Raw genomic sequence first — 24,340 nt, forward strand, 5'->3', positions numbered from 1 at the left:
CCTCGTCGAGGACGACGACCGAGACGTCGCGGACGAGCAGCCGGGCGAAGGCGACGAGCTGCTCCTCGCCGGCGGACAGCGAGGTGCCGCCCGGGCCGAGGAGGGTGTCGAGCCCCTCGGGGAGACCGGCGACCCACCCGTCGAGCCCGAGCTGGGTGACGGCGGCCTCGACCCGGGGCCGCGGCAGCTCGGCGAAGAGGGTGATGTTCTCGGCGAGGGTGCCGGCGAGGACCTCGGTGCGCTGGGTGACGACCCCGACCGCCGCGCGCAGCTGCTGGAGGTCGAGCTCGAGGACGTCGACACCGCCGAGGAACACCGTGCCGGGCTCGGGCTCGACCGCGCGGGAGACGAGCGAGGCGAGCGTCGACTTGCCCGACCCGGTGCGGCCGACGAGCGCGCACGTCTGTCCGCCCGGGACCCGCAGGTCGACGTCCTGCAGCGCGAACCCGCCCTGGTCGTAGCGGAACCGGAGGGAGCGGAACTCGAGGTCGAGGGCACCGCCGGGGACCGGCCGGCCGCCCGCCGGCTCGGGCGCCACCCCGAGCAGCTGCCGGAGCCGGGTGATGGCGCCGAGCCCGGCCTGCAGCTCGGGCAGGTGGCGCGCCATCTGGTCGACCTGACCGACGAAGGTGCTCGTGACGAGGAACAGGGTGACGAGCCGCGCGACCGTGAGGCCACCGCCCACGACGAGGGCCACGCCCGCGACGCTGGTGCCCGCGAGCATCCCGTAGAGGAGGAGGCCGGTGCGGCGGGTGACGCGGACCTGGAGGTCGATCACCTGCTTGAAGCGCTGGTGGACGACCGCCGACAGGGTGCTGAGCCGGGCCACGACGTGGGCCTGGCCCAGGCTCGTGCGCAGGTCGTCGCGGGCCGTCACGCCCTCCTCGAGCGCAGCGGCGTGGTCGGTCCAGGCGACCTCCTCGGCGACCTTGCGCTCGGCGATGGTCGGCAGGAGCCGGCGCACGAGGAGGAAGGAGCCGGCCGCGGCGACCGGGAAGAGCGCCCAGGCCGGCCACCAGGTGAGGCCGGCGACGACCCACATCGGCAGCGCGGCGAAGACGGTCTTCAGCGCGTCCCAGACCTGGCGGCGGAGCATCGCCCCGACGTCGTGGGTGTCGGCGTCGACGCGGTCGAGCACCTCGCCGACCGCCTGCTCGCCGAGCGCCGGCAGCGGCTGGGCGAGCGCGGCGTCGACGAGGTCGTCGCGCAGGCGTCCCTCGGCGCGGTCGACGACGCCGGCCCAGACCGTGCGCCCGGCGGTGTCGAGGACCGCGGCCCCGACGACGCAGAGCGCGAGGAGGCCGACGAGGCGCGTCGAGGGGTTCGCGGCGAGCAGGCCGGCGACGACCGTCCCGAGCGTCCGCCCGAGGGCGCCGGTGGCCGAAGCCAGCAGGGCCAGCCCGGTCGGCCATCCGCGCAGCCGGCGCAGGTCGAGCCGGCGCCCGGGCGGCACGGGGCGCACCTCGGCCGGCGCGAGGGTCGGCGAGGCGGGCGGTGATGCGGTCGTGGTCCCCACGGATGAAAACTACGACGAGCCACCGACGCCCGGCACCCGGGTTTGCGCCGGTCCCGCGGTGACGACCTCAGACGTTGCGGCGGTACTGGCCCCCGACCTCGAAGAACGCCTCGGTGACCTGCTGCAGGGAGCAGACCCGGGCCGCGTCGACGAGGACCGCGAACACGTTCTCGCCGCTCGTGGCCGCGGCCTTGAGCCGGGCCAGGGCGGCCTCGGCCTCGTCGCGGTGCTCCTCGCGGAAGGCCTCGACGCGGGCGAGCTGGCCCTCCTTCTCGGCCTCCGTGGCCCGGGCGAGGACGACCTCCTTCGGGGAGACCTCGGCCTCCGGCCGCACGAAGGTGTTGACGCCGACGATCGGCAGCGACCCGTCGTGCTTGCGGTGCTCGTAGAGCATCGACTCGTCCTGGATCCGCCCGCGCTGGTAGCCGGTCTCCATCGCGCCGAGCACGCCGCCGCGCTCGGAGATCCGGTCGAACTCGGCGAGCACGGCGGCCTCGACGAGGTCGGTCAGCTCGTCGACGACGAACGAGCCCTGGAGCGGGTTCTCGTTCATCGCCAGGCCCCACTCGCGGTTGATGATCAGCTGGATGGCCAGCGCGCGACGCACCGACTCCTCCGACGGGGTCGTCACGGCCTCGTCGTAGGCGTTGGTGTGCAGGCTGTTCGCGTTGTCGTAGATCGCCACGAGCGCCTGCAGCGTCGTGCGGATGTCGTTGAAGTCCATCTCCTGCGCGTGGAGGCTGCGGCCGCTCGTCTGCACGTGGTACTTGAGCTTCTGGCTGCGCTCGTTGGCGCCGTACTTCTCGCGCATCGCGACCGCCCAGATGCGTCGGGCGACGCGGCCGATGACGGTGTACTCCGGGTCCATCCCGTTGCTGAAGAAGAACGAGAGGTTCGGGGCGAAGTCGTCGATGTCCATCCCGCGCGCGAGGTAGGCCTCGACGTAGGTGAAGCCGTTGGCGAGGGTGAACGCGAGCTGGCTGATGGGGTTCGCCCCGGCCTCGGCGATGTGGTAGCCGCTGATCGAGACCGAGTAGAAGTTGCGGACCTTGTTGGCGATGAACCACTCCTGGATGTCGGCCATCATCCGGAGGCTGAACTCGGTCGAGAACAGGCAGGTGTTCTGGCCCTGGTCCTCCTTGAGGATGTCGGCCTGCACCGTGCCACGGACCGTCGCCAGCGCGCGGGCCCGGACGGCGTGCCGCTCCTCGTCGCTCGGCTCGCGGCCGTTCTCGGCGACCCACGCCTCGACCTCGCGGTCCATGGCGGTGTTGAGGAAGAAGGCGAGGATGGTCGGCGCCGGGCCGTTGATCGTCATCGACACGCTCGTGCTCGGCGAGGTGAGGTCGAAGCCGTCGTAGAGCGCCTTCATGTCGTCGAGCGTCGCGACGGAGACCCCGGAGGTGCCGACCTTGCCGTAGATGTCCGGGCGACGGTCGGGGTCGCGGCCGTAGAGGGTGACGGAGTCGAAGGCCGTGGAGAGGCGGGTCGCCGGCTGGCCCTCGGAGAGCAGCTTGAAGCGCCGGTTGGTGCGGAACGGGTCGCCCTCGCCGGCGAACATCCGGGCGGGGTCCTCGTTGTCGCGCTTGAACGGGAAGACGCCTGCGGTGAACGGGAAGCGGCCCGGGAGGTTCTCGCGGCGCAGGAAGGTGAGCAGGTCGCCGTGGTCGGCGTACCGGGGCAGGCTGACCCGACGGATCTGGTTGCCGGAGAGGGACTCACGCGTCAGCTTGGTGTGGATCTCCTTGTCGCGCACCGTGACGACCTGCTCGTCGCCGGAGTACGCCTCGATGACGGCGGGCCACTGCTCGAGCGCGGCGCGGGCCTCGGGAGCCAGCGACCCGCGCGCCTCGGTGAGGAGGGCGTCGAGGTCGGCAGTGTCCTTGCCGGCGGCGGCGAGCGCCTCGCGGGCGTCATCGAGCCGCTGCGCGCGGCGCGCGGTGTCGGCCCAGCGCTCGGTCTCGGCGTGGTAGCCGCGCACCGTCTCGGCGATCTCGGCGAGGTAGCGCACGCGCTGCGGCGGCACGACCTGGCGCAGCATCGTCGAGTGCCGCACGTCGACCGGCGCGAGTGCGCCCTCGGCGACCGGCAGCCCCTTGCCCGCGAGCTGCGCCCGCAGCTCCTGGTACAGCGCGGTGACGCCGTCGTCGTTGAACGTGGCCGCCGAGGTGCCGAAGACCGGCATGTCCTCCGGTCGCTTCCCGAACGCCCCGCGGTTGCGGACCATCTGGCGTCCGACGTCACGCAGGGCGTCCATCGCGCCGCGGCGCTCGAACTTGTTGACCGCGACGACGTCGGCGAGGTCGAGCATGTCGATCTTCTCGAGCTGGCTCGCGGCCCCGAACTCCGGCGTCATGACGTAGAGGTTGACGTCCGCGTACGACGTGATGGCGGCGTCGCCCTGGCCGATGCCGGGGGTCTCGACGACGACGAGGTCGTACCCGGCGGCCTTGAGGACGGTGACGACGTCGCCCAGGGCCTCGGGAACCTCCCGCCCGCCGCGGGTGGCCAGCGAGCGGAAGTAGACGCGGTCGCCGTCGAGGCTGTTCATCCGGATCCGGTCGCCGAGGAGCGCGCCACCGCCGCGACGCCGGGTCGGGTCGACGGCCACGCAGGCGATGCGCAGCTTGTCCTGCTGGTCGGTGCGCAGGCGGCGGACGAGCTCGTCGGTGAGGCTGGACTTGCCGGAGCCGCCGGTGCCGGTGATGCCGAGCACGGGCACGGTCCGGGCGGTCGCCGCCCGCTGCAGCTCGCCGCGGAAGGCGTCGTCGAGGTGGCCGGTCTCGGCGCCGCTGATCGCGCGCGCGACCGCCGAGCGGTCGCCGGAGAGCACCGCCTCGACGGTCGTCGGCGCGGCCTCCCAGAGGTCGGTGTCGCACGCGGCGACGACCTGGTTGACCATCCCGGGCAGGCCGAGGCGCTGGCCGTCCTCGGGGCTGAAGATCGTCACGCCCGCCTCGCGCAGCCGCTCGATCTCGCGCGGGACGATGACGCCGCCCCCGCCGCCGACGACCTGCACGTGGCCGGCGCCGGCCTCGCGCAGGAGCTGGACGAGGTACTCGAAGTACTCGACGTGACCGCCCTGGTAGGAGCTGACGGCGACGCCCTGGGCGTCCTCGTCGAGCGCGGCGTCGACGACCTCCCGGACCGAACGGTTGTGCCCGAGGTGGACGACCTCGGCACCCTGGCTCTGCATGATCCGCCGCATGATGTTGATCGAGGCGTCGTGGCCGTCGAAGAGGCTCGAGGCGGTGACGATGCGGACGGGGTGGGTCGGGACGTGGAGCCCCTGGTCGTTCGGCTGCGCTGCCATCGGTGGTCCTTCCGGGTCGCCGGGTGGCGGTCTGGCAAGATAGTAGGACGTCCAACTACCTACTCGGAAGTCACCGGGCGACGGCCGCGGCGTACGGGTCCGGCGCGGCGGCGTCGACGAGCCACTCGGGCACCGAGCGCAGGAACGGCTCGTCGACCCGCTCCAGCGGCACGTCCGCCTGGAGCCGGCGCCACGACTCTGCGCGGTGCAGGGCGGACAGGCGCGCGGCGTCCGGGAGGAGCCCGCGCAGCTCGGCGCCGTCGAACCGGTCGGTCCACGGCTCGAGGTAGGCGTCGACGGCGCGGCGCAGCTCGGGACCCTCCGGGTCGAGCTGCAGCCGGTGACGCATGATCCACAGCGGGATCCGGGCCGCGGTGAAGGGGTGCGTCCACAGGGCGTCGCCGAGGTCGATGAACGCGGTCGCGCCGCCCGGGCGCCGGAACGCGTTGCCGAGGTGCAGGTCGTTGTGCTGGAGCGAGGGCGGCACACCGGCCGCCGCCAGCCGGTCGGCGGCGTCGCGCAGCCGTGGCAGCCCGGTCTCGACGGCGGCCACCTCGGCGTCGTCGAGCCGCCGGGGATCACCGGGGTCGAGCGCGCGCAGCCCGGCGACGAGCGAGGTGACCCAGGCCTCGACCTCGTCCGGGGCCTCCGGGAAGTGGGGCACGCCGGCGGCCAGCACCGCGTCGGCGTGGTCGGCGAGGGTCCGCTGGAGGACGCCGTAGTCGTGGAGGACGTCGATCCAGTCGCGCAGGGGCGGCACCGCGTCGTCGTGCCACATCGGGGCCCCCAGGTCGGCCGTGGCCAGCCATCCCCGCTCGCGCTCCACGGCGAGGAGCGGCGGCACGGCCTGCGGGACGAGCCCGTGCACGACCTCGACGAGACCCGCCTCGAAGGCCTGCGACGGGGCGTTCTCCTTGACCCAGACCCGGCCGCCGTCGGTCTCGACCCGGGCCACGACCGACCAGAACCTCACCCGGTCGCGCTCGACCGGGCCGGTGGGCCGCCGACCACTGCGCTCGAGGGCCGGCAGCAGCCACGCCTCGATGCCGGCCCGCCACTCCTCGCTCTCCCAGCGGGCGGGGTGGTCAGCCGGCACGACGCCCCGCGACCCAGTCGACGGCCTCGGCGTAGCCGGCCACCCCGCGCCCGATGACGTGGTGGTCGCAGACGTCGGTGAGGTAGGAGAAGTGCCGGAAGGCCTCGCGTGCGTGGATGTCGCTGATGTGCACCTCGACGCGGGGCACCCGGCACGCCGAGAGGGCGTCGCGCAGGGCCACCGAGGTGTGCGTGTACCCGGCCGCGTTGACGACCATGCCGGCGATGCCGGAACGCCCCTCCTGCACCCAGTCGACGAGGGTCCCCTCGTGGTTGGTCTGCCGGAAGTCGACGGTCAGGTCGTGCCGGGCCGCGGCGTCGGCGCAGAGCCGCTCGACGTCGGCGAGCGTGTCGTGGCCGTAGACCGCGGGTTCGCGCTCACCGAGGAGGTTGAGGTTCGGGCCGTTGAGCACGAGCACGGTGCGGGCGTCCATGACGGCGAGCATGCCACCCGCGGGCCGCGGCGGTTCCTCAGCGGCGGTAGGTGTCGGTGAGGTACCGCTCGCAGTCCGTGGGGGCGGGCAGCCCGGCCCGGGCCGAGGTCGCCCGCGACCGGCCGAGGTTCCACGCGAGCGCGTCGTCGCCCGTCGTCCGGTCGGCGCCCTCACCTGGCGCACCCCCGAGGACGCACGCGGCCATCGGTGCCGGGAGCCGCTCGGCGATGACCGGGGCGGCGTCGGCCGACAGCGAGGACAGGTAGAGCGAGTCGACGGTCCCCGTCGCCTCGAAGCGGTCGATGTTCTGCCCGGCGACCCAGCCGTCGGGGTTCATCGCCGCGAAGCCGAGGGTGAAGACGGCCCCCGCGACGAGCACGGCCCGGGGCACCCAGCGCCACGAGAGCCGCAGCACCCCGACGAGGAGGAGGACGACGACGACGCCGAGCCACAGCTCGAACCCGTCGACGAAGACCCGCAGCACCGTGTAGCCGAACGCGTCCTGGTACAGGGACATCCGGTACAGCGCGGAGGCGACGACCGCGAGCGTGAACACCCCCAGCGCCCCGAGGAGGACGCGCAGGACGAGGCGGTCGCGCACCGTCTCGCGCGCCGCCACCCGCAGGGTCGCGGTGATGACGAGGACGGTGAGTGCGGTGGCGACGGTCAGCTGCCCGAACCCCTGGTGCACGTACTCGGCGTGGGTGAGACCGGTCGTCCGCCGCAGGTACGCGTCCCCGCCCCACATCGCCGTGGCCTGGGCGACGAGGAACCCCGCGAAGAGCAGCCCGACGAGCCCGACCGGCACGGCCCACTCCCAGACCGGCCGGTTCGGACGCCGCTCGGGCAGGGTGAGGGCGTCCGTGGCCGGGGGGTTGAGGGCGAGGTAGGCGCCGGTGAGCACGACCCCGGCGACGAGGACGAAGGTGAACGTGCGCAGGACGATGGTGTCCCAGCCGAGGTCGGGGACGAGCGCGGAGGCCCACGACCCGAACACCGCGTCCCCGGTGGCGAAGAGACCGCCGAAGACGACGAGCGCGAGGAGGGAAAACGCGACGGTCCGCAGCACCGCCCACAGGACGCCGACCCGGCTGGTCGCCGAGATCGTCCGCCCGAGCAGGGGCAGGCCGCGCAGCGCGGAGAGCGGCCAGGCCGCCCAGCTCGCGCCGATGGCGAGCAGCCCGTGGGCCCGGGTGAGGGCGGCGGCCGCCACGGCGACGCCCGCGAGGACGCAGAGGGTCACCACTCCCCCGGCGTCGCGCAGCACCGGCGCGAGGGCGAGCAGGGCCGCGGCGACCCCACCGGCGACCGTCCAGGGGTCGCGCCGGTGCCGGGCGACGACCCACATCAGAGCCCCCGCGGCGAGCATGACGAGGCTCGTCGCGAGCCCGATCGCCCGGTAGGGCCAGGTGAGCGCCGCGAGCAGGCCGATGGCCAGGGCCGCGCCGACGACGGCGATCCGCGGCCGGGCGTCCGGTTCGGGCCAGAACCGGGCGAGGGCGACGCCCGCGGGGCCGGACCCGCCTCCGCCGGCGGTCACCGCCGGCGCGGCGGGCAGGGGCGGGGTCGGTGCGGCGGGGGCGGACGTGCTCATCGGGGTCTCCTCGGTGGGGTCCGGGTCGGTGGACGGGCGAGCGGCCCGCTCGGTCAGGTGGGTGGGGCGGGTGGTCGCGGGCGAGAGGGGCAGCTCGACCCGCAGGGTCGCGCCGGTGGCGCCGGGGGCGGTCGGGACGACCTCGACCCGTCCCCCGTGCAGCTCGCAGACCCAGCGGACGATGGCGAGGCCCAGGCCGGTGCCGCCGGCCGCGTCCGAGCCGGTGCCGAAGCGCTCGAAGACGCGGTCGGCGTCGGCGGCGGGGATGCCCGGGCCGTCGTCGCCGACCTCGAGCACCCACCGGGTGTCGCCGTCGGCACGCGCACGCACCCGCACCTCGCCGTACGCGGGGCTGTGCCGGACCGCGTTGTCGAGGAGGTTCGCGACGAGCTGGGCCAGCCGCGCGCCGTCGGCCGCGACGACGAGGTCGGCCGGCTCGACCCGCGTCCGGATCCGGACCGGCCGCGCCGCGACCCCCGCCTCGGCCTCCGCGCGGGCGAGCAGGTCGGCGACCCGAACCGGGCCGAGGGCCAGCGGCGCGACCCCGGCGTCGACCCGGGAGAGGTCGAGCAGGTCCCCGACGAGGGCGGACAGCCGCTCGGCCTGGGCGAGGGCGGCCTCGAGGGTCGCGGGGTCGGGGGTCGTCACGCCGTCGACGAGGTTCTCGAGGAGGGCCCGCTGCGCGGTGAGCGGGGTGCGCAGCTCGTGGGAGACCGTGGCGACGAGACGGCGGCGCTCGAGGTCGGCGCCCGCGAGGCCGGCGGCCATCGCGTTGAAGGCCCGCGCGCGCTCGCCGACCTCGTCCGAGGACGTCGCGGTGACCCGCTGCCCGTAGTCGCCACCGGCCATGCGGCGGGCCGCGGCGGTCATCGCGCGCAGCGGGGAGGTCATCCCCCGGGCCAGCCACTGGGTCACCCCGACGGCGGCCGCCATCGTCACCGGCACGCTGACCCACCACTCGACGCCCGCCCCGTCGCCGATCGCCGCGACGACCACGGCGGCGAGGACGCTGGCGCCGACGAGCAGGCCGAGCTTGACCTTGATCGACGCGACGCCGTCCAGTGGGCGCTCGGGGTTCACCGGCCGACCTCGAGGGCGTAGCCGACGCCGTGCACGGTCCGGACCCGGTCGGCGCCGATCTTCGCGCGGAGCGACTTGACGTGGCTGTCGAGGGTGCGCGTGCCGGACGCGTCGCCCCAGCCCCAGACCTCGCGCATCAGCTCCTCGCGCGGGCGGACGGTGCCGGGTGCGGTCGCGAGCGCGCAGAGCAGGTCGAACTCGAGCGGGGTGAGGTGCACCTCGGTGTCGTCGACCGAGACCCGGCGGGTGCCGGGGTCGACGACGAGGCCGGCAAGGTCCATCCGGCCGGTCGTGCGGGCCAGCTGCTCGGCGCGCTCGACCCGGCGCAGGAGCGCCCGCAGCCGGGCGACGACCTCGCGCATCGAGAAGGGCTTGGTCACGTAGTCGTCGGCGCCGACGCCGAGCCCGACGAGCAGGTCGGTCTCGTCGTCCCGCGCGGTGAGCATGAGCACCGGCACCGGACGCAGGGCCTGGATCCGCCGGCACACCTCGAGGCCGTCGAAGCCGGGCAGCATGACGTCGAGGAGGACGACGTCCGGCTCGTGCTCGGTGAACGCCTCCACGGCCGACGGTCCGTCCGCGGCCGTGGCGACGGTGAAGCCCTCGGCCCGCAGCCGGTCGGCCACGGCGGTCCGGATGGTCGGCTCGTCCTCGACGACGAGCACGACGTGCGCGCTGCTCCCCTCACTCATGGAACCGAGCGTAGGGAGGGGCGCCTGTGGGCGTCCCGGGCTCGGTGTGGAGATCCTGTGAAGGTCGTCGCTCAGACGGTGACGCGGTGCTGGGTGCGGAAGGCCGTCGGGCTGATCCCCGTGCACCTCGTGAAGTGGTGGCGCAGCAGCGCGGCCGAGCCGAAGCCGGCGTCGCGGGCGACCTCCTCGACCGAGAGGTCGCTCGCCTCGAGCAGGTGCCGGGCCCGCAGCACGCGCTGGTCGGTGACCCACTGGTGCGGGGTCGTCCCCGTCTCGGCGACGAACCGGCGGGCGAAGGTGCGCGACGACATCGTCGCCCGGCGGGCGAGGTCGTCGACGGTGAAGGACTCGTCGAGGTGCTCGACCATCCACTGGAGCAGCGGCCCGAGGCTCTCGGCCTCGCAGGTCGGCACCGGGCGCTCGACGTACTGGCGCTGGCCGCCGTCACGGTGCGGCGGCACGACCATCCGGCGCGAGATCGTCGCCGCGACGGCGGCCCCGAGCTCGGTGCGGACGAGATGCAGGGCGGCGTCGATGCCGGCCGCGGTGCCGGCGCTCGTGATGACGTTGCCGTCGCGCACGTAGAGGACGTCGGGGTCCACCGAGGCAGCCGGGGCCATCGCGGAGAGCTCGGCGGCGTGCCTCCAGTGCGTCGTGCACGAGCGCCCGTCGAGGATGCCGGCCGCCGCGAGGGTGAAGGCACCGGAGCAGACCGACATGACCCAGGCCCCGCGGTCGTGGGCCGCCCGGAGCGCCTCGACGACGGCCGGGCTCGGGTGCTGCGCGGACGGCGACGCGGGAACGGCCACGAGGTCCGCGTCGAGGGTGGCGTCGAGGCGGTGCGGGGCGCTTACGGTCGTCCCGTTCCGGGCGTCGAGCGGGCGGTCCTCCTCGGAGCACACGCGGTAGTCGAAGGCGGGGACGCCCTCGTCGGTGCGGTCGAGGCCGAACACCTCGGCGAGGACGCCGTACTCGAAGAGCGCGACGGGTTCCTGGAGGAGGACGGCGACACTGCGCAGGGCCATCCCCCGAGTATGGCAGGAAATTGCCGATCGCCGTCAAGACTGCCACTGGTGGCAGTGGATTGACGGCCGTCAAACTTATGCCATGGACATCACGCAGACCGTCGCCAGCATCGCCCCCCTCGCCGCCGTGCTCACCCTCGCGGCCCCGGTCGTCTACCTCCTCGAGCGCACCCACCGTCGCGCGTCGACCGACCCGGGTGGCCGGGTCGGCCGCCGGGGCGAGGTCGAGGACGCCGACCTGCGCCGGGTCCGCGCCGACCTGGCCGCGCCGGCGGCCGAGGACTCCTCAGCCGGTCGGGCCACGCCCGCGCCGCGGGCGTCCGCGGCGACCCGCCCGGCGGTCCGGGTCACCCCCGCGCGCTGACCGCCGCGGCACCGGCCCGCCACGTCCGGTGGCCGCCGTCGAGGTTGCGGACCTCCCGGCCGTGCTGGGCGAGCAGGCGCGAGGCGACGTAGCCGCGCAGCCCGACCTCGCAGTGCACCACGAGCGGGCCGGCGGGCAGCTCGGCCAGGCGAGCCCGCAGCTCGTCGACCGGGACGTTGACCGCCCCCGGGATCGGGCGGGCGGCGTGCTCGGCCGGGCTCCGGACGTCGAGGAGGGTCGCGCCGGCGGCGCGCACCGCGTCGAGCTCGTGCCACTGGACGGTCTCGACGTCGCCGTCGGCGAGGGTGCGCGCCACCCAGCCGAGCATGTTCACCGGGTCCTTCGCCGCACCGAACCGCGGCGCGTAGGCGAGCTCGAGGTCGGCGAGGTCGCCCGCGGTGAGGCCGGCGGTCATGGCCGTCGCGATGACGTCGATGCGCTTGTCGGCGCCGTCGCGACCGACCGCCTGGGCGCCGAGGATCGCGTCCGTCACGGGGTCGACGAGGAGCTTCAGCGCCATCGTCTCGGCGCCCGGGTAGTAGCCGGCGTGCGAGCCGGGATGGGTGTGGATGACCCGGTGCGCACGGCCGGCGGCGCGCAGGCGCTTCTCGGTCCACCCGACCGAGGCGGCGGCGAGCCCGAACACCTCGATGATCGCGGTGCCGAGCACCGGCCGGTCGCGTCCCGGTCGGCCGGCGATGACGTCGGCGACGACCCTGCCCTGTCGGTTGGCCGTGTTCGCGAGCGGGACGAGCACGGACGAGCCGTCGAGGGCGTCGCGCTTCTCGACCGCGTCGCCGACCGCGAAGATCGCGGGGTCGCTGGTGCGCAGCTGCTCGTCGACGAGGATGCCGCCGTGCGGTCCGATCTCGAGGCCGGCCTCCTCGGCGAGGGCGCGCTCCGGGCGCACCCCGATGGCCGCGACGACGAGACCGGTGGGGACCGCACGGCCGTCGGAGAGGTGGACGACCGGCTGCCCGACCGCCGTGGCGACCGTGCCGTCCTCGAGCGTCGTCGCCGCCACCGACGCCGGCTCGATGTGGGCGACCGACACCCCGAGCGCCAGGTCGACGCCGGCCGCACGCATCGCCTCGTGCACCGGCTCGACCATCTCGAGGTCGAGGGGCGCCATCACCTGGTCCGTGGCCTCGACGAGGGTGACGGCCACCCCGCGGTGCACGAGGTTCTCGGCCACCTCGACCCCGATGAACCCGCCGCCGACGACGACCGCCGAGCTGACGTCCTGCACCGAGGCCATGAGGTGGTCGAGGTCCTCGATGTCGCGCAGCGTGTGCGCCACCGCGATGCCCGGCAGCGGCGGGACGACCGGCCGCGCCCCGGGCGAGAGGACGAGGGCGTCGTACTCGAGCTCGTCGGTCTCGTCGGTCGTGAGGTCGCGGACGACCACCCGGCGGTTCTCGCGGTCGATCACCCGCGCCTCGTGGTGCACCCGGACGTCGATGGCGAACCGCGCGGCCAGCGACTCGGGGGTCTGGAGGAGCAGCGAGGACCGCTTCTCGATGACGCCACCGAGGTGGTACGGGAGACCGCAGTTGGCGAACGAGACGTGCCCACTGCGCTCGACGACGGTGATGGACGCCTGCTCGTCGAGCCGGCGCAGGCGGGTGGCGGCGGACATCCCTCCGGCGACGCCACCGATGACGACGATCTTCCTCACGGCCGAATGTTATACCCCGGCGGGTATATGGGGTGAGCGGTCCGGCGGTCAGCCCCGTCCGATGAGCCAGCCGATGACGAGGCCGATGACGCCGACGACGACGTAGGGCGCGTACGTCTTGACGAGCACCGGCAGCACGGTGGCGCCCAGGTCGAGGGCGTCGTCCTCCTTCGCCGGCGCCGGGCGGGGGGCCGGTCGCGGTGCGGGGGTCGGCGTCGCGGGCGGCGTCTCCGCGACCGGGGGCGCCTCCGGGGCCTGCGGGGCCGGCGGCGCCTCCGCGACCGGCGGCGTCTCCGCGACCGGCGGCGCCTCCAGGGTCGGGGCGGGTGCGGATGCCTCCGCCGCCGGCGCCTCGACGGCCGCCGGGGCCTCCGCGAGCGCGCCCTCGATGCAGCCGATGAACTGCCCGAGCAGCTTGTCCGAGACGTCCTGCATGACGCCCCGGCCGAACTGGGCCGGCTTGCCGGTGACCGCGAGGTCGGTCACGACGTCGACCTTGGTGCCGGTGCCCTCCGGGGCGAGCTGGATGGTCACGGTGGCGCCGGCGGTGCCGTTGCCGCGCTTGTCCTTGCCCTTGGCCTCGATGACGGCCCGCCGCGCCACGTCGTCCTTCTCGACGAAGTGGCCGGTGCCGTTGTACTGCAGGGCGATCGGGCCGAGCTTGACCTTCACCGTCCCCGCGAACCCGTCGTCGGTCACCTCGGTGACCGTGGCGCCGGGGAAGCACCCACCGACCCGCTCGAGGTCCATGAAGGTGTTCCAGGTCGTCTCGACGTCGGCGGGGACGGTGAAGTCGTGCGTCAGCTCCATGCGGTGATCAGCCCTCCATGGCCTTCTGGACGGCGCGGCGGGTGAGCACCGTCGCGAGGTGCCGACGGTAGTCGGCGTCGCCGTTGAGGTCGCTCGGGGGGTTCGTGCCGTCGGCCGCCGCCGCGCAGGCGTCGGCGAGCGCGGAGGCGGAGGACCCGACGAGGGCCTGCTCGACCGCCGTGGCGCGCAGCGGGGTCGAGCCCATGTTGGTCAGGCCGACCTTCGCCTCGGCGATGCTCCCGCCCTCGACCCGGACCGTCGCGGCGACCGCCACGATCGACCACTGGTGGGAGACGCGGACGAACTTCTCGTAGGCGGAGCCCCAGCCGGTGTGCTTCGGGATGCGGATCTCGGTGAGCAGCTCGCCGTCGCCGACCGCGGTCTCGAAGAGGTCGCGGAAGAACTCGCCGGCCGGCACCGTGCGCTCCCCGCCCGGGCCGACGACGACCATCGTCGCGTCGAGGGCGAGGACCGGTGCGCCGACGTCGCCCGCCGGGTCGGCGTGCACGAGGGCTCCGCCGACCGTGCCGCGGTGACGGATCTGCGGGTCGGCGACGGTCTCGACGGCCCGGGCCAGCAGCCCGGCGTGCTCGCGGACGAGCGCGTCCCCGAGGACGTCGGCGTACGGCGTCATCGCGCCGATGGCGACGTGGTCGCCCCCGTCGCGCACGCCGCGCAGCGCCTCGATCCGGCCGAGGTCGACGACCTTCTCCGGGGCGTTGAGCCGCATCCGGAGGATGGGCAGGAGCGACTGGCCGCCGGCGAGCACCTTGGCGTCGTCGCCGGCATCGGCGAGCACCGACAGCGCCTCGTCGAGGCTCGTCGGGGCCACGTAGTCGAATGCTGCGGGGATCACTGCGCTGCTCCGTCCGTCGTGCCGGCTGCGGGGTCCTGGTTGGGGGCGCCGTCACCGAAGTGCGCCTGCGCGTCCGCGGTGGGGGCGGCGTCCTGCGTGCCGCCCGCCGACTGGATGGCCTTCCACACCCGCTCGGGCGTGCACGGCATCTGGACGTCGTCGATGCCGAGGTGGCGCACCGCGTCGACGATGGCGTTGACCACCGCCGGTGTCGAGGCGATCGTGCCCGCCTCGCCGACTCCCTTGGTGCCGAGGCTGTTCGACGTCGAGGGGGAGGTCGTGTGGTCGGTGACGAAGCTGATCGTGTCGGCGGTCGTGGGGAGCGTGTAGTCGACGAACGAGCCGGACACGAGCGTGCCCTGCTCGTCGTACTCCGCGCCCTCCCAGAGCGCCTGCGCGATGCCCTGGACGAGCCCGCCGTGCACCTGGCCCTCGACGATGAGCGGGTTGATGATGACCCCGATGTCGTCGACGCAGACGTACTTGCGCATCGTCGTCGCGCCGGTCTCGGTGTCGACCTCCATCGCGCACAGGTGGGTGCCGTGCGGGAAGGAGAAGTTCACCGGGTCGAACGTGGCGTCGGCGTCGAGGCTCGGCTCGAGCCCCTCGGGGTAGTCGTGGCCGGTCCAGATCGACAGGGCGATGTCGGTGATCCCGACGCCCTTGTCGGTGCCCTTGACGGTGAACCTCCCGGCGGCGAACTCGAGGTCGTCGACGCTGGCCTCGAGCATGTGTGCCGCGAGCGGCTTGGCCTTCTCGATGACCTTGTCGGCGGCCCGGACGAGGGCCTCGCCCCCGACGACGAGCGAGCGCGACCCGTAGGTGTCCATGCCCTTGGGCGCGATCTGGGTGTCGCCGTGGAGGACCTCGACGTTCTCGAACGGCACGCCGAGCCGGTCGGCGACGATCTGGCTCCACGCCGTCTCGTGGCCCTGGCCGTGGGCCGAGGCGCCGGTGACGACCTCGACGGTGCCGGTGGCGAGCATCCGGATGCTCGCCGACTCCCAGCCGCCCGCCCCGTAGTTGAGCGAGCCGAGCACCCGGGAGGGGGCCAGGCCGCACATCTCGGTGAACGTCGAGACACCGATGCCGAGCTGCACCGGGTCGCCGGACTCGCGGCGCCGCTTCTGCTCGGCCCGCAGCTCGTCGTAGCCGAAGAGCTCCTTGGCCCGGGCGGTGGCGGCCTCGTAGTTGCCGGAGTCGTAGGTCATCCCGGCGACCGTCGTGAACGGGAACTCGTCGTGCCTGATCCAGTTCTTCTCGCGGATCTCGAGCGGGTCGACCCCGACCTCGGCGGCCAGCTCGTCCATCAGCCGCTCGATGGCGTAGGTCGCCTCGGGCCGGCCGGCGCCGCGGTAGGCGTCGACCCACGTCTTGTTCGTGTAGTAGTTCGTCGTGTTGAACTGGTAGGCCGGGAACTTGTAGATGGCGTTGAACATCCACGCGCCGAGCACGGGCACACCGCCGCCGACGAGGGCGGCGTAGGCGCCGAGGTCGGCGAGGAGCTCGACCTTGAGGCCGGTCACCGTGCCGTCCTTCTCGGCCGAGAGCGTGAGCTTCTGCCACTGGTCGCGGCCGTGGTGCGCGGAGACCATCGTCTCGCTGCGGGTCTCGGTGTACTTGCACGGCTTGCCGAGCTTGCGCGCGACGGCGAGCGTGATGAACTCCTCGGGAGTGGACTGCAGCTTGCCGCCGAACCCGCCCCCGACGTCGGGAGCGATGACCCGGATCTTCGACTCCGGCAGGCCGGTCGTCGCGGCGATGCAGAACCGCAGCACGTGCGGGGCCTGGGTCGCGGTCCACATGACGACCTGCTCGCCGGTGGGGTCGACCACGGTGGAGCGCGGCTCCATGAACGCCGGGATGAGCCGCTGCTGGCGGTACTCGCGCTCGATGACGATGCCACCCTCGCGGGCCTTGGCGATCGCCTCCTCGACGTCGCCGCCGCTGCCCTGCGCGGCCGAGTCGAGCTGCCAGTGGGCGCTCTTGTTCGTGCCGAGGTCGGGGTGGGCGAGGACCTCGTCGGTCGCCGCGGCCTTGAGGTCGAGGACCGCGGGCAGCTCCTCGTAGTCGACGTCGACGAGCTCGGCGGCGTCGCGCGCGGCGGCGGCGCTGCGCGCCACGACGACGGCGACGACCTCGCCGGTGTGGGCCACCCGCTCGAGCGGCATCGGGAGGTGGGTCGGGTTCACCTGGTCTGTGGTGATCGGCCAGGCGGTGATGTTGACGCCCTGGATGTCGGCGATGTCCTGGCCGGTCATCACGGCGATGACGTTCGGGGCGGCCTTGGCCTCGCTCGTGTCGATGCCGTTGATCCTCGCGTGGGCGAAGGGGCTGCGGACCATCGCGAGGTGGAGCATGCCGGGCAGCTGGATGTTGTCGGTCCAGCGGGTGCGCCCGGTGACGAGGCGGGCGTCCTCCTTGCGGCGCCGCGCGGTGCCGATCTCGGTCGTGGGTCGGTCGTCGACGGCGGTCATCAGGCGTCGCTCCTCTCGCTGGCACCCGCGGCGGCCGCCACGGCCTTGACGATGTTGTGGTAGCCGGTGCAGCGGCAGAGGTTGCCCTCCATGCCCTGGCGGATCTCGTCCTCGGTGGGGTGCGGGTTCTCCCGGAGGAGGTCGACCGCCTGCATGATCATCCCGGGGGTGCAGTACCCGCACTGGAGCGCGTGGTTGTCGTGGAAGGCGGCCTGCATCGGGTGCAGCTCGCCGTTCGTCGCGAGGCCCTCGATGGTCGTCACCTCGTGGCCGTCGGCCTGGACGGCGAGGACGTTGCAGGACTTGACGCTGCGGCCGTCGAGGTGGACGGTGCACGCGCCGCAGTTGCTCGTGTCGCACCCGACGACGGTGCCCACCTTGCCGACCACCTCGCGGAGGTAGTGGACGAGCAACGTCCGGGGTTCGACCTCGTCGGTGTAGGAGACGCCGTCGACGGTGACGGAGATCCGAGTCATCCTTGACTCCTTCGCGGAGGGATCGGTGTCGTGAGCGTGATCTTGCTTCACCCGTCGGGCGTGGGCAAGGGGTAGGGCCGAACCCGTCGAACCATGGGGCCGGGACCCGGCGGAGTGGTTTCCGCGCAGGAAAGCGGCGGGGCTCAGACCGGCTCGACGGCCGCCTCCGCGTGGTGGTGGATGGGGCCACCGACGTCCTGGAGCCGGGAGCCGCCGCCGCCCCACTGGAGCGCGACGATCTCGGCGGCGATGGACACCGCCGTCTCCTCCGGGGTGCGCGCGCCGAGGTCGAGTCCGATCGGGCTGGACAGCCGGGCCAGCTCGGCCTCGGTCATCCCGGCCTCCCGTAGCCGCTCGAGCCGGTCCTCGTGGGTGCGCCGGCTGCCCATCGCGCCGACGTAGGCGACCTCCGGCAGCCGCAGCGCCTTCTCGAGGACGGGCACGTCGAACTTCGGGTCGTGCGTGAGAACGCAGACGACGGTGCGCCCGTCGATGCGCCCCTCCTCGGCCTCGGCGCCGAGGTACTTGTGCGGCCACTCGACGACGACCTCGTCGGCCGCCGGGAAGCGGCTCTTCGTCGCGAAGACCGGCCGGGCGTCGCAGACCGTGACGCGGTAGCCGAGGAAGGACCCGACGTGGGCGACGGCGGCCGCGAAGTCGATGGCGCCGAAGACGAGCATCCGCGGCCGCGGTGCGAAGGCGTTGACGAAGACCCGCATCCCCTCGCCGCGGCGTTCGCCGTCGGGGCCGTAGGTGAGGGTCTCGGTGCGCCCCGCGGCGAGCAGCCCGCGGGCGTCGTCGGTGACCGCGCCGTCGGCCCGGGAGGAGCCGAGGCTGCCGGTGACGGTGTCCCCGGCGTCCTCGGGGCGCACGACGAGGCGGCGGCCGAGCCATGCGGGGTCCGGGTGCTCGATGACGGTGGCGACGGCGACCGGGCGGCCGGCCGCGACGTCGTCCGCGACCGCGCCGAGCTCGGGGAAGGTCTCCTGCGACACCGGCTCGACGAAGACGTCGAGGATGCCGCCGCAGGTGAGCCCGACCGCGAAGGCGTCGTCGTCGGAGACCCCGTAGCGCTGGAGCACCGGTGAGCCGTCGCCGACGACCTCCTGGGACAGCTCGTAGACCGCGCCCTCGACGCAGCCGCCGGAGACCGACCCGACCGCCTCACCGGCCGGCCCGACCAGCATCGAGGCCCCGGCCGGTCTCGGCGCCGACCGGAAGGTCGCGACGACGGTGCCGACGCCGACCGTCTCGCCGGCGCGCCACCACCCCATCAGCTCGTCCAGCACGTCACGCACGCGCGACCACCTCCACCAGCTCCTCGAACGCCGCCATCGAGTGCCCGGCGACGAAGTCGTCGACGTGCGGCAGCACCGCCATGATGCCTCCCTGGACCGGTTCGTACCCCGCGCGGCCGCGGTGCGGGTTGACCCAGACGACCCGGTGGGCGACCGCGCGCAGCCGGCGCACCTGCTCGCCCAGGGCCTCAGGCGCCTCGCGCTCCCAGCCGTCGCTGAAGACGACGGCGACCGCGCCCCGGGCCATGCCGCGCCGGCCCCAGCGGTCGAGGAAGACCTTGAGGCCCTCGGCGAGGCGAGTGCCCCCGGACCAGTCGGGGATGGCCTCGCCGGCCGCGACGATGGCGCGGTCAGGGTCGCGCTGGTGGAGCGGGCGGGTCACGTGGGTGAGCCGGGTGCCCAGGGTGAAGACCTCGGTGGGGACGCCGGCCGCACAGTAGGTGTGGCAGAGCCGGATCAGCGCGTCGGCGTACGCACTCATCGAGCCGGACACGTCGACGAGGAGCACGACCTTGCGCGGCCGGCTCCCGCGGTGGCGCCAGGCGACCTCGCCCGGCTCCCCCATCCGGCGGAGCATCGCGCGCAGGGTGCGGTGGGCGTCGACGGTCCCCCGGGGCGCCGCCTCCCAGCGGTGGGCACGGCGGCGCGGGGCGCGCGGCCGAAGGAGGCCGAACAGCCGCGCCAGCTCCTCGCGCTCGCGGCGGGTGAGGGTGGCGACGTCGCGGTGGCGGAGCACCTCGGTGGCCGAGGCCCGGGCGCGCACGGCGTCCGGCTCACCCTCCTCACCGGCGCCGCCCCCCTCGGCCTCGAGCGAGGCCTGGGGGGTGACCCGGGGCAGCGGGTCGCGCGCCTTGGTGCCGGCGCGGGTGCCGCCGAACCACTCGGCGAAGACGAGGTCGTGGCGCTCGAGGTCCGCCGGGGAGGCGCAGAGGGTGGCCCGGCCGGCGTGGTAGACCCCCCCGGCGTCGTCCAGGCCGACCGCGGCGACCGCCTCGAGGTAGGTGCGTTCCCGGTCGGCGGTCACGTGCACGCCGGCGGCGCGCAGGGTGCGCGCGAAGCCGAGCAGGATCTCCTCGGCCGGGCGGACGAGCTCGGCGGCGTCGAGGCGGTGCTGGACGGTGCTCACGGGTCGAGGCGCCCGGTCAGGGAGTGAGCATGACGTCGAGGGCCTTCTTGACCCGCTCGGCGTCCTCGCGGTACTTGACGGCGACCCCGAGGGTGGCCGCGGCCGTCGCGGTGTCGAGGGTGCGGGTGCCGAGCTCGTGGAGGGCACGAGCCCAGTCGAGGGTCTCGGCCACCCCGGGCGGCTTGAGCATCTCGTGGTCGGAGCGGATGGCGTGGACCGCGCGGACCACCTGTGCGGCCAGCGCCTCCGGCACCTCGGGCGCGCGGGTGCGGACGATCTCGAGCTCGCGCTCGATGCCCGGGTGCTCGAGCCAGTGGTAGAGGCAGCGCCGCTTGAGGGCGTCGTGCAGCTCGCGGGTGCGGTTGGAGGTGAGGACGACCACCGGCGGGGTGGCGGCCTGGATGGGCCCGAGCTCGGGGATGGTGACCTGCCACGTCGAGAGCACCTCGAGGAGGAAGGCCTCGAACTCGTCGTCGGCGCGGTCGACCTCGTCGACGAGGAGGACGGCCGGCGCCTCGCGCAGGGCCCGCAGCACCGGGCGGGAGAGGAGGAAGCGCTCGTCGAAGAGGTCCTCCTCGAGCTCGCGCACGTCGCGGGCGCCACCCTCGACGGCCTCCAGCGCGCGGACGTGGAGGATCTGCCGGGGGAAGTCCCAGTCGTAGAGCGCCTGGCTGGCGTCGATGCCCTCGTAGCACTGGAGCCGGATGAGCGGCAGGTCCATCGACGCGGCGAGGGCCTCGGCGAGCGCGGTCTTGCCCGTGCCCGGCTCGCCCTCCATGAGCAGGGGCCGGCCGAGCCGGAGGGAGAGCCACGTGACGGTGGCGAGCGCGTCGTCGGCGAGGTAGCCGACACCCCCCAGCGCGCCCGCGAGGTCGTCGGCCGAGGCGAACGTCGTCCTGGGGTCCATGGCCCCAGCATCACCCACGCGGGCGCCCCACGGAAGGACGACGCTCACACGAGACGGACGATGGCGGCGGCCAGCTCGCCGAGCGAGAGGCCGCCGATGACCGCGGCGACGACCGCGACGAGGCGGCCGTCGTGGAGGACGGAGAAGCGCGGGTCGTCCGGGTGCTCGCGCCCGAGACGCCGCTGCCGCAGCGTGTCCGCGAGGACGTAGAGGGTGAGGGTCACCGCGACGACGGTCGGGACGACGACGACCGGTCCGAGCGAGTCGAGGGTGAGGCGACCGACCGTGAGGCTGCCGACGAGGAGGGCGAGGCCGGTGCGCCGCCACGCGAGCGTGGTGCGCTCCTGCTGCATGCCGGGGTCACGGACGACCTGCTCGCTCACGAGACGCTCCGGGCCAGGCTCGCCACCGCGAGGGCGACGCCGACGACGACGACGCTCACGACGACGACCAGCATCGCGGGGTTGCCGGGGAGGGCGCGGTTCTCCCGCATCGCGCGTTCGGTGCGGGCCCAGCCCCACCACGCGGCCGCCGCGGTCAGCACCCCGGCGAGGGCGAGGAGCGCCGCGAGGAGGGACTGCACGACGTGGTGCAGCGGCAGGTCGAGGGCGTCGAGGGCGGCCGCACCGGCGAGCAGCGCGAGGCCGGTGCGGGCCCAGGCGAGGAACGTCCGCTCGTTGGCGAGGGAGAAGCGCGGGTCGGGGTCGGTGCCGTGGCCGTAGACGCTCGCCGGCCACCGTCGTCTCTGCTCCGTCACGTCGCCATCATCCCGGCTGGGCGCCCGGCCCGGCGCCCAGGGCGTCCGGGGTGTCGGCGTCGCGGCCGGTGGCGAGGTCGCCGCACTCGACGAGCACCGGGGCGTGGCTGCGGAGGTAGTCGCGGGCGCCGCGGTCGCCGTGGGCGGTACCCGCCGCGCCGGCCCAGTGGTCGCGGCCGAGGAGCACGGGGTGGCCGGGCGTGCCGTCGTACGCGGCCCGGACGAGGGTGGTCGGGCCCTGCGCGGCGCCGAGGACCCGGCGGTGGACGCGCTCGTCGACGTCGAGGAGGTCGACGAGGGTGACGAGGGCCGCGTCGTCGTCCGTGGTGTGCGCGAGGTGGCCGAGGCCGGCCCGGAGCGAGGCGCCCATCCCGGTGGCCCAGTCGTCGGCGACGACGACCTCGGCGCCGGCCGCCTCGGCCGGCGGGCGCGCCGCCTCGGCCGAGGCCCCGAGCACGACGACCACCCGGGCGAGGCCGGCGGCGTGGAGGCGGGCGAGGGCGGTCTCGAGGAGGGTCGGCGCGTCGTCGCCGGGGCGCACCAGCGCCTTGGGGCCGCCCATCCGGCGGCCGGCACCGGCGGCGAGCAGCAGTCCGACCGTGGGCACGACGCCAGCCTGCCACCCGTGGGCGGGGGCGCGCCGGCCGACGGGTCGCCGACGTCATCCGGACGGCCCTCGTCCGCAAGGATGGCTAGGTTCGTCGGCATGGTGATCGAGCTCAGCCGCCGGGACGCGCGTCGGGTCGCGGTGCGTGCGCAGCTGCTGACCCGCGAGCGCCCGGACGACGCCCTCGCCGTCGTCCGGCACCTCGGCCTCGTGCAGATGGACCTCACCGCGCACGTCGCCCCGAACGCGGACCTCGTGCTGTGGAGCCGGCTGGGGTCGGCGTACTCCCCCACGGTGCTCGACGACCTCCTGGAGTCCCGGGCGCTCGTCGAGCTGCTCGGGTACCTGCGGCCGGCCGAGGACATCGCCCTCTTCCGCGCCGAGATGGACGCGTGGCCCGGCGTCGAGCCGCTCAGCGAGTGGCGCAGGGAGATCGAGGCCTGGGTCGAGCAGAACCGGGCGTGCCGCGACGACATCCTCACCCTGCTGCGCTCCGAGGGACCGCTGCCCGCCCGCGAGATCCCGGACACCTGCCTCGTGCCGTGGCGCTCGTCGGGGTGGACCAACAGCAAGAACGTGCAGCGGATGCTCGACATGATGGAGCAGCGCGGCGAGGTGGCCGTGTCCTCCCGCGAGAACCGGGAGCGCAACTGGGACCTCGCGTCCCGAGTCCACCCGGACGACCCGGCCGTGCCGTCCGAGGAGGCGGAGCGCGAGCGGGACCGTCGCCGGCTCGTCGCCCTGGGCATCGCCCGGGCCCGGGCCACCTTCCCGCCCGGTGAGCCGAACCACGTCGGAGAGGCCGGGGTCGAGGCGGTCGTCGAGGGCGTGCGCGGGCGGTGGCGGGTCGATCCCGGGTACCTCGAGCGCGGGTTCTCGGGTCGGACGGCCCTGCTGTCGCCGCTGGACCGGCTCGTGTTCGACCGCAAGCGGATGGCCGAGCTGTTCGAGTTCGACTACCAGCTCGAGATGTACAAGCCGGCGGCCAAGCGGCGCTGGGGGTACTTCGCCCTGCCGGTCCTCCACGGCGACCGGCTCGTCGGCAAGGTCGACGCCCAGCGTGACGTGGCCGCGGGGGTGCTGCGGGTGCACGCCGTGCACTGGGACGACGAGCCGTCCGGGGCGATGCGGGAGGGCGTGGACCGCGAGCTGCGGTCCCTCGCAGCCCTCCTCGAGTTCGAGGTGGAACGGGCGGACCTCTCGGCCTGAGCCGGGGCGTCAGCCCTCGGGGGCCGGCGGCTCGGCGACGCAGAGGACGCCGCGGTTGCCCTCCTGGTCGGCGACGACGGTGAGCCCGGGCGCCTCGCTGTCGTCGACCACCGTGCCGCCGGCCGCGAGGACCGCGGCCAGCCGGCGCTCGGCCTCCTCGCGCGGCACGTACACCTCGACGTGGAAGCGCTGCTCGGGTCCGTCGCCGGTGGGCGCGTCCCCGAACCAGAGGTTGGGCACCCGTCCGGTGGCGTCGCGGACCTCGTCGCCGGGGGTGCCACGCCCCTGCGCCTCGGGCTCGCCCATGAGGAGGGCGGCCCAGACCGGCGCGACGGTGGCGGAGCTCGTCGTGTCGAGCCCGAGCTCGACGACGCTCACCCCCATCGGGTCGGCGGTCAGCCCGTGCTCGGCGGCGACCTCGGTGATGCGCCGGGCGAGGTCGACGTCCTGCTGCGTCACCCACTCGACGACGTACTCGGTGCCGTCGTCGGCCCGGTAGACGGCGTCCGCGCTGCTCAGCTTCAGGTCGACGTGGCGGCTCCCCATCGCCACCCGCGGATGGTGCCCGAGTGCGTCCCCGGCCGCGCCCACCGCCGTGACGAACCGGGCGCCGGTCGCGAAGTCGTCGACCCGGTAGCGAGCGTGCAGTCCCTGGGCCAGCTTGCGCCAGTCGGTCAGTGCGGCAGCGGCGATCTCGTCCCCCGTGAGCATGTCCATGCCGTGGCACCCTAACCCCTGCGTCGGTGGCTCGGGCCGTAGCGAGCACGCTCAGGCAGGGAGGCGGTGCTGGGGTTCGGTGGTGCGGGTGGCCGAGTGGGGGCCGTGCCAGGTGAGGGTGCCCTCGGGGTCGAGCACCGGTCGCCATCGGCCGGTCTGCTTGAACCGGTGGTGGTGGCGGCACAGGGCTTCGAGCTCGGTGGGGGTGGTGGCACCGTCGGGCCAGGTTCTGGCGTGGTCGAGGTCGCAGCCGACGGCGGGTCGGGTGCAGCCCCACATCCGGCAGGTGCCGTCGCGGGTCCTGACGAA

21 protein-coding genes and 1 pseudogene are annotated in these 24,340 nt (G+C 74.5%); 2 read left to right on the forward strand and 20 right to left on the reverse strand.

Annotated elements, in window-relative coordinates:
* The 7 genes from PKA89_RS18640 to PKA89_RS18670 form a co-directional block, all read right to left on the reverse strand.
* Nucleotides 1–1,516 (reverse strand): ABC transporter ATP-binding protein (locus tag PKA89_RS18640; RefSeq protein WP_324422068.1); only part of this gene is annotated, 1,516 nt, incomplete at its 3' end.
* Nucleotides 1,517–1,583: 67 nt separating this feature from the next.
* Nucleotides 1,584–4,829, reverse strand: coding sequence for a fused isobutyryl-CoA mutase/GTPase IcmF (icmF, locus tag PKA89_RS18645; protein ID WP_324422069.1), 3,246 nt, complete (start codon nt 4,827–4,829; stop codon nt 1,584–1,586).
* Nucleotides 4,830–4,899: 70 nt separating this feature from the next.
* Nucleotides 4,900–5,925 (reverse strand): phosphotransferase, encoded by a 1,026-nt coding sequence (locus PKA89_RS18650; RefSeq protein WP_324422070.1) that lies wholly within the window; start codon nt 5,923–5,925, stop codon nt 4,900–4,902.
* Nucleotides 5,915–6,358 (reverse strand): type II 3-dehydroquinate dehydratase, encoded by a 444-nt coding sequence (aroQ, locus tag PKA89_RS18655; protein WP_324422071.1) that lies wholly within the window; start codon nt 6,356–6,358, stop codon nt 5,915–5,917. Before aroQ ends, PKA89_RS18650 begins: the two co-directional genes overlap by 11 nt.
* Nucleotides 6,359–6,395: 37 nt before the next feature.
* Nucleotides 6,396–9,032, reverse strand: coding sequence for a DUF4153 domain-containing protein (locus tag PKA89_RS18660; RefSeq protein ID WP_324422072.1), 2,637 nt, complete (start codon nt 9,030–9,032; stop codon nt 6,396–6,398).
* The gene (locus PKA89_RS18665; RefSeq protein ID WP_324422073.1) at nt 9,029–9,724 is read right to left on the reverse strand and encodes a response regulator transcription factor; all 696 of its coding nucleotides are present in this window, start codon (nt 9,722–9,724) and stop codon (nt 9,029–9,031) included. The genes PKA89_RS18660 and PKA89_RS18665 overlap by 4 nt, the downstream gene beginning before the upstream one ends.
* Before the next feature lie 71 nt (nt 9,725–9,795).
* Nucleotides 9,796–10,749: a helix-turn-helix domain-containing protein gene (locus PKA89_RS18670; protein ID WP_324422074.1), complete on the reverse strand. Its 954-nt coding sequence runs from the start codon at nt 10,747–10,749 to the stop codon at nt 9,796–9,798.
* 82 nt (nt 10,750–10,831) lie between these two features.
* Here PKA89_RS18670 and PKA89_RS18675 point away from each other — a divergent pair, with 82 nt between their 5' ends.
* Nucleotides 10,832–11,113, forward strand: a complete 282-nt coding sequence (locus PKA89_RS18675) for a hypothetical protein (RefSeq protein WP_324422075.1) — start codon at nt 10,832–10,834, stop codon at nt 11,111–11,113.
* Here PKA89_RS18675 and PKA89_RS18680 read toward each other — a convergent pair.
* From PKA89_RS18680 to PKA89_RS18730, 11 genes are all read right to left on the reverse strand, one after another.
* Nucleotides 11,097–12,791, reverse strand: coding sequence for an FAD-dependent oxidoreductase (locus PKA89_RS18680; protein ID WP_324422076.1), 1,695 nt, complete (start codon nt 12,789–12,791; stop codon nt 11,097–11,099). The two genes, PKA89_RS18675 and PKA89_RS18680, sit on opposite strands and share 17 nt — an antisense overlap.
* A gap of 48 nt (nt 12,792–12,839) precedes the next feature.
* Nucleotides 12,840–13,601 (reverse strand): SRPBCC family protein, encoded by a 762-nt coding sequence (locus tag PKA89_RS18685; RefSeq protein ID WP_324422077.1) that lies wholly within the window; start codon nt 13,599–13,601, stop codon nt 12,840–12,842.
* Between the two features lie 7 nt (nt 13,602–13,608).
* Nucleotides 13,609–14,457, reverse strand: a complete 849-nt coding sequence (locus PKA89_RS18690) for a xanthine dehydrogenase family protein subunit M (RefSeq protein WP_324422078.1) — start codon at nt 14,455–14,457, stop codon at nt 13,609–13,611.
* Entirely contained in the window at nt 14,454–16,934 is a 2,481-nt protein-coding gene (locus tag PKA89_RS18695) for a xanthine dehydrogenase family protein molybdopterin-binding subunit (protein ID WP_324422079.1), read from the reverse strand. Before PKA89_RS18695 ends, PKA89_RS18690 begins: the two co-directional genes overlap by 4 nt.
* On the reverse strand, nt 16,934–17,410 hold the full coding sequence (locus tag PKA89_RS18700; protein ID WP_324422081.1) for a (2Fe-2S)-binding protein: 477 nt from the start codon (nt 17,408–17,410) through the stop codon (nt 16,934–16,936). Before PKA89_RS18700 ends, PKA89_RS18695 begins: the two co-directional genes overlap by 1 nt.
* Nucleotides 17,411–17,553: 143 nt before the next feature.
* Entirely contained in the window at nt 17,554–18,708 is a 1,155-nt protein-coding gene (locus PKA89_RS18705; RefSeq protein WP_324422083.1) for an XdhC/CoxI family protein, read from the reverse strand.
* Nucleotides 18,701–19,834: a VWA domain-containing protein gene (locus PKA89_RS18710; protein ID WP_324422085.1), complete on the reverse strand. Its 1,134-nt coding sequence runs from the start codon at nt 19,832–19,834 to the stop codon at nt 18,701–18,703. Before PKA89_RS18710 ends, PKA89_RS18705 begins: the two co-directional genes overlap by 8 nt.
* Before the next feature lie 16 nt (nt 19,835–19,850).
* Entirely contained in the window at nt 19,851–20,741 is an 891-nt protein-coding gene (locus PKA89_RS18715) for a MoxR family ATPase (protein WP_324422087.1), read from the reverse strand.
* Between the two features lie 44 nt (nt 20,742–20,785).
* On the reverse strand, nt 20,786–21,124 hold the full coding sequence (locus PKA89_RS18720; protein ID WP_324422089.1) for a DUF202 domain-containing protein: 339 nt from the start codon (nt 21,122–21,124) through the stop codon (nt 20,786–20,788).
* Nucleotides 21,121–21,498: a DUF202 domain-containing protein gene (locus tag PKA89_RS18725; RefSeq protein ID WP_324422091.1), complete on the reverse strand. Its 378-nt coding sequence runs from the start codon at nt 21,496–21,498 to the stop codon at nt 21,121–21,123. Before PKA89_RS18725 ends, PKA89_RS18720 begins: the two co-directional genes overlap by 4 nt.
* A 7-nt stretch (nt 21,499–21,505) precedes the next feature.
* On the reverse strand, nt 21,506–22,105 hold the full coding sequence (locus PKA89_RS18730) for a nucleotidyltransferase family protein (RefSeq protein ID WP_324422093.1): 600 nt from the start codon (nt 22,103–22,105) through the stop codon (nt 21,506–21,508).
* A 99-nt stretch (nt 22,106–22,204) separates the two neighbouring features.
* Here PKA89_RS18730 and PKA89_RS18735 point away from each other — a divergent pair, with 99 nt between their 5' ends.
* Nucleotides 22,205–23,314, forward strand: coding sequence for a crosslink repair DNA glycosylase YcaQ family protein (locus tag PKA89_RS18735; protein WP_324422096.1), 1,110 nt, complete (start codon nt 22,205–22,207; stop codon nt 23,312–23,314).
* A gap of 9 nt (nt 23,315–23,323) precedes the next feature.
* On the opposite strand, the gene PKA89_RS18740 is transcribed toward PKA89_RS18735, so the two are convergent.
* Together PKA89_RS18740 and PKA89_RS18745 are read right to left on the reverse strand one after the other, a co-directional pair.
* Complete coding sequence (locus tag PKA89_RS18740; RefSeq protein ID WP_324422098.1) at nt 23,324–24,031, reverse strand: 4a-hydroxytetrahydrobiopterin dehydratase; 708 nt, start codon at nt 24,029–24,031, stop codon at nt 23,324–23,326.
* Nucleotides 24,032–24,082: 51 nt separating this feature from the next.
* Nucleotides 24,083–24,340: pseudogene (locus PKA89_RS18745) on the reverse strand (HNH endonuclease signature motif containing protein); the annotation flags it as partial.

The organism is Phycicoccus sp. (assembly GCF_035325325.1).
Taxonomy (GTDB): domain Bacteria; phylum Actinomycetota; class Actinomycetes; order Actinomycetales; family Dermatophilaceae; genus Phycicoccus.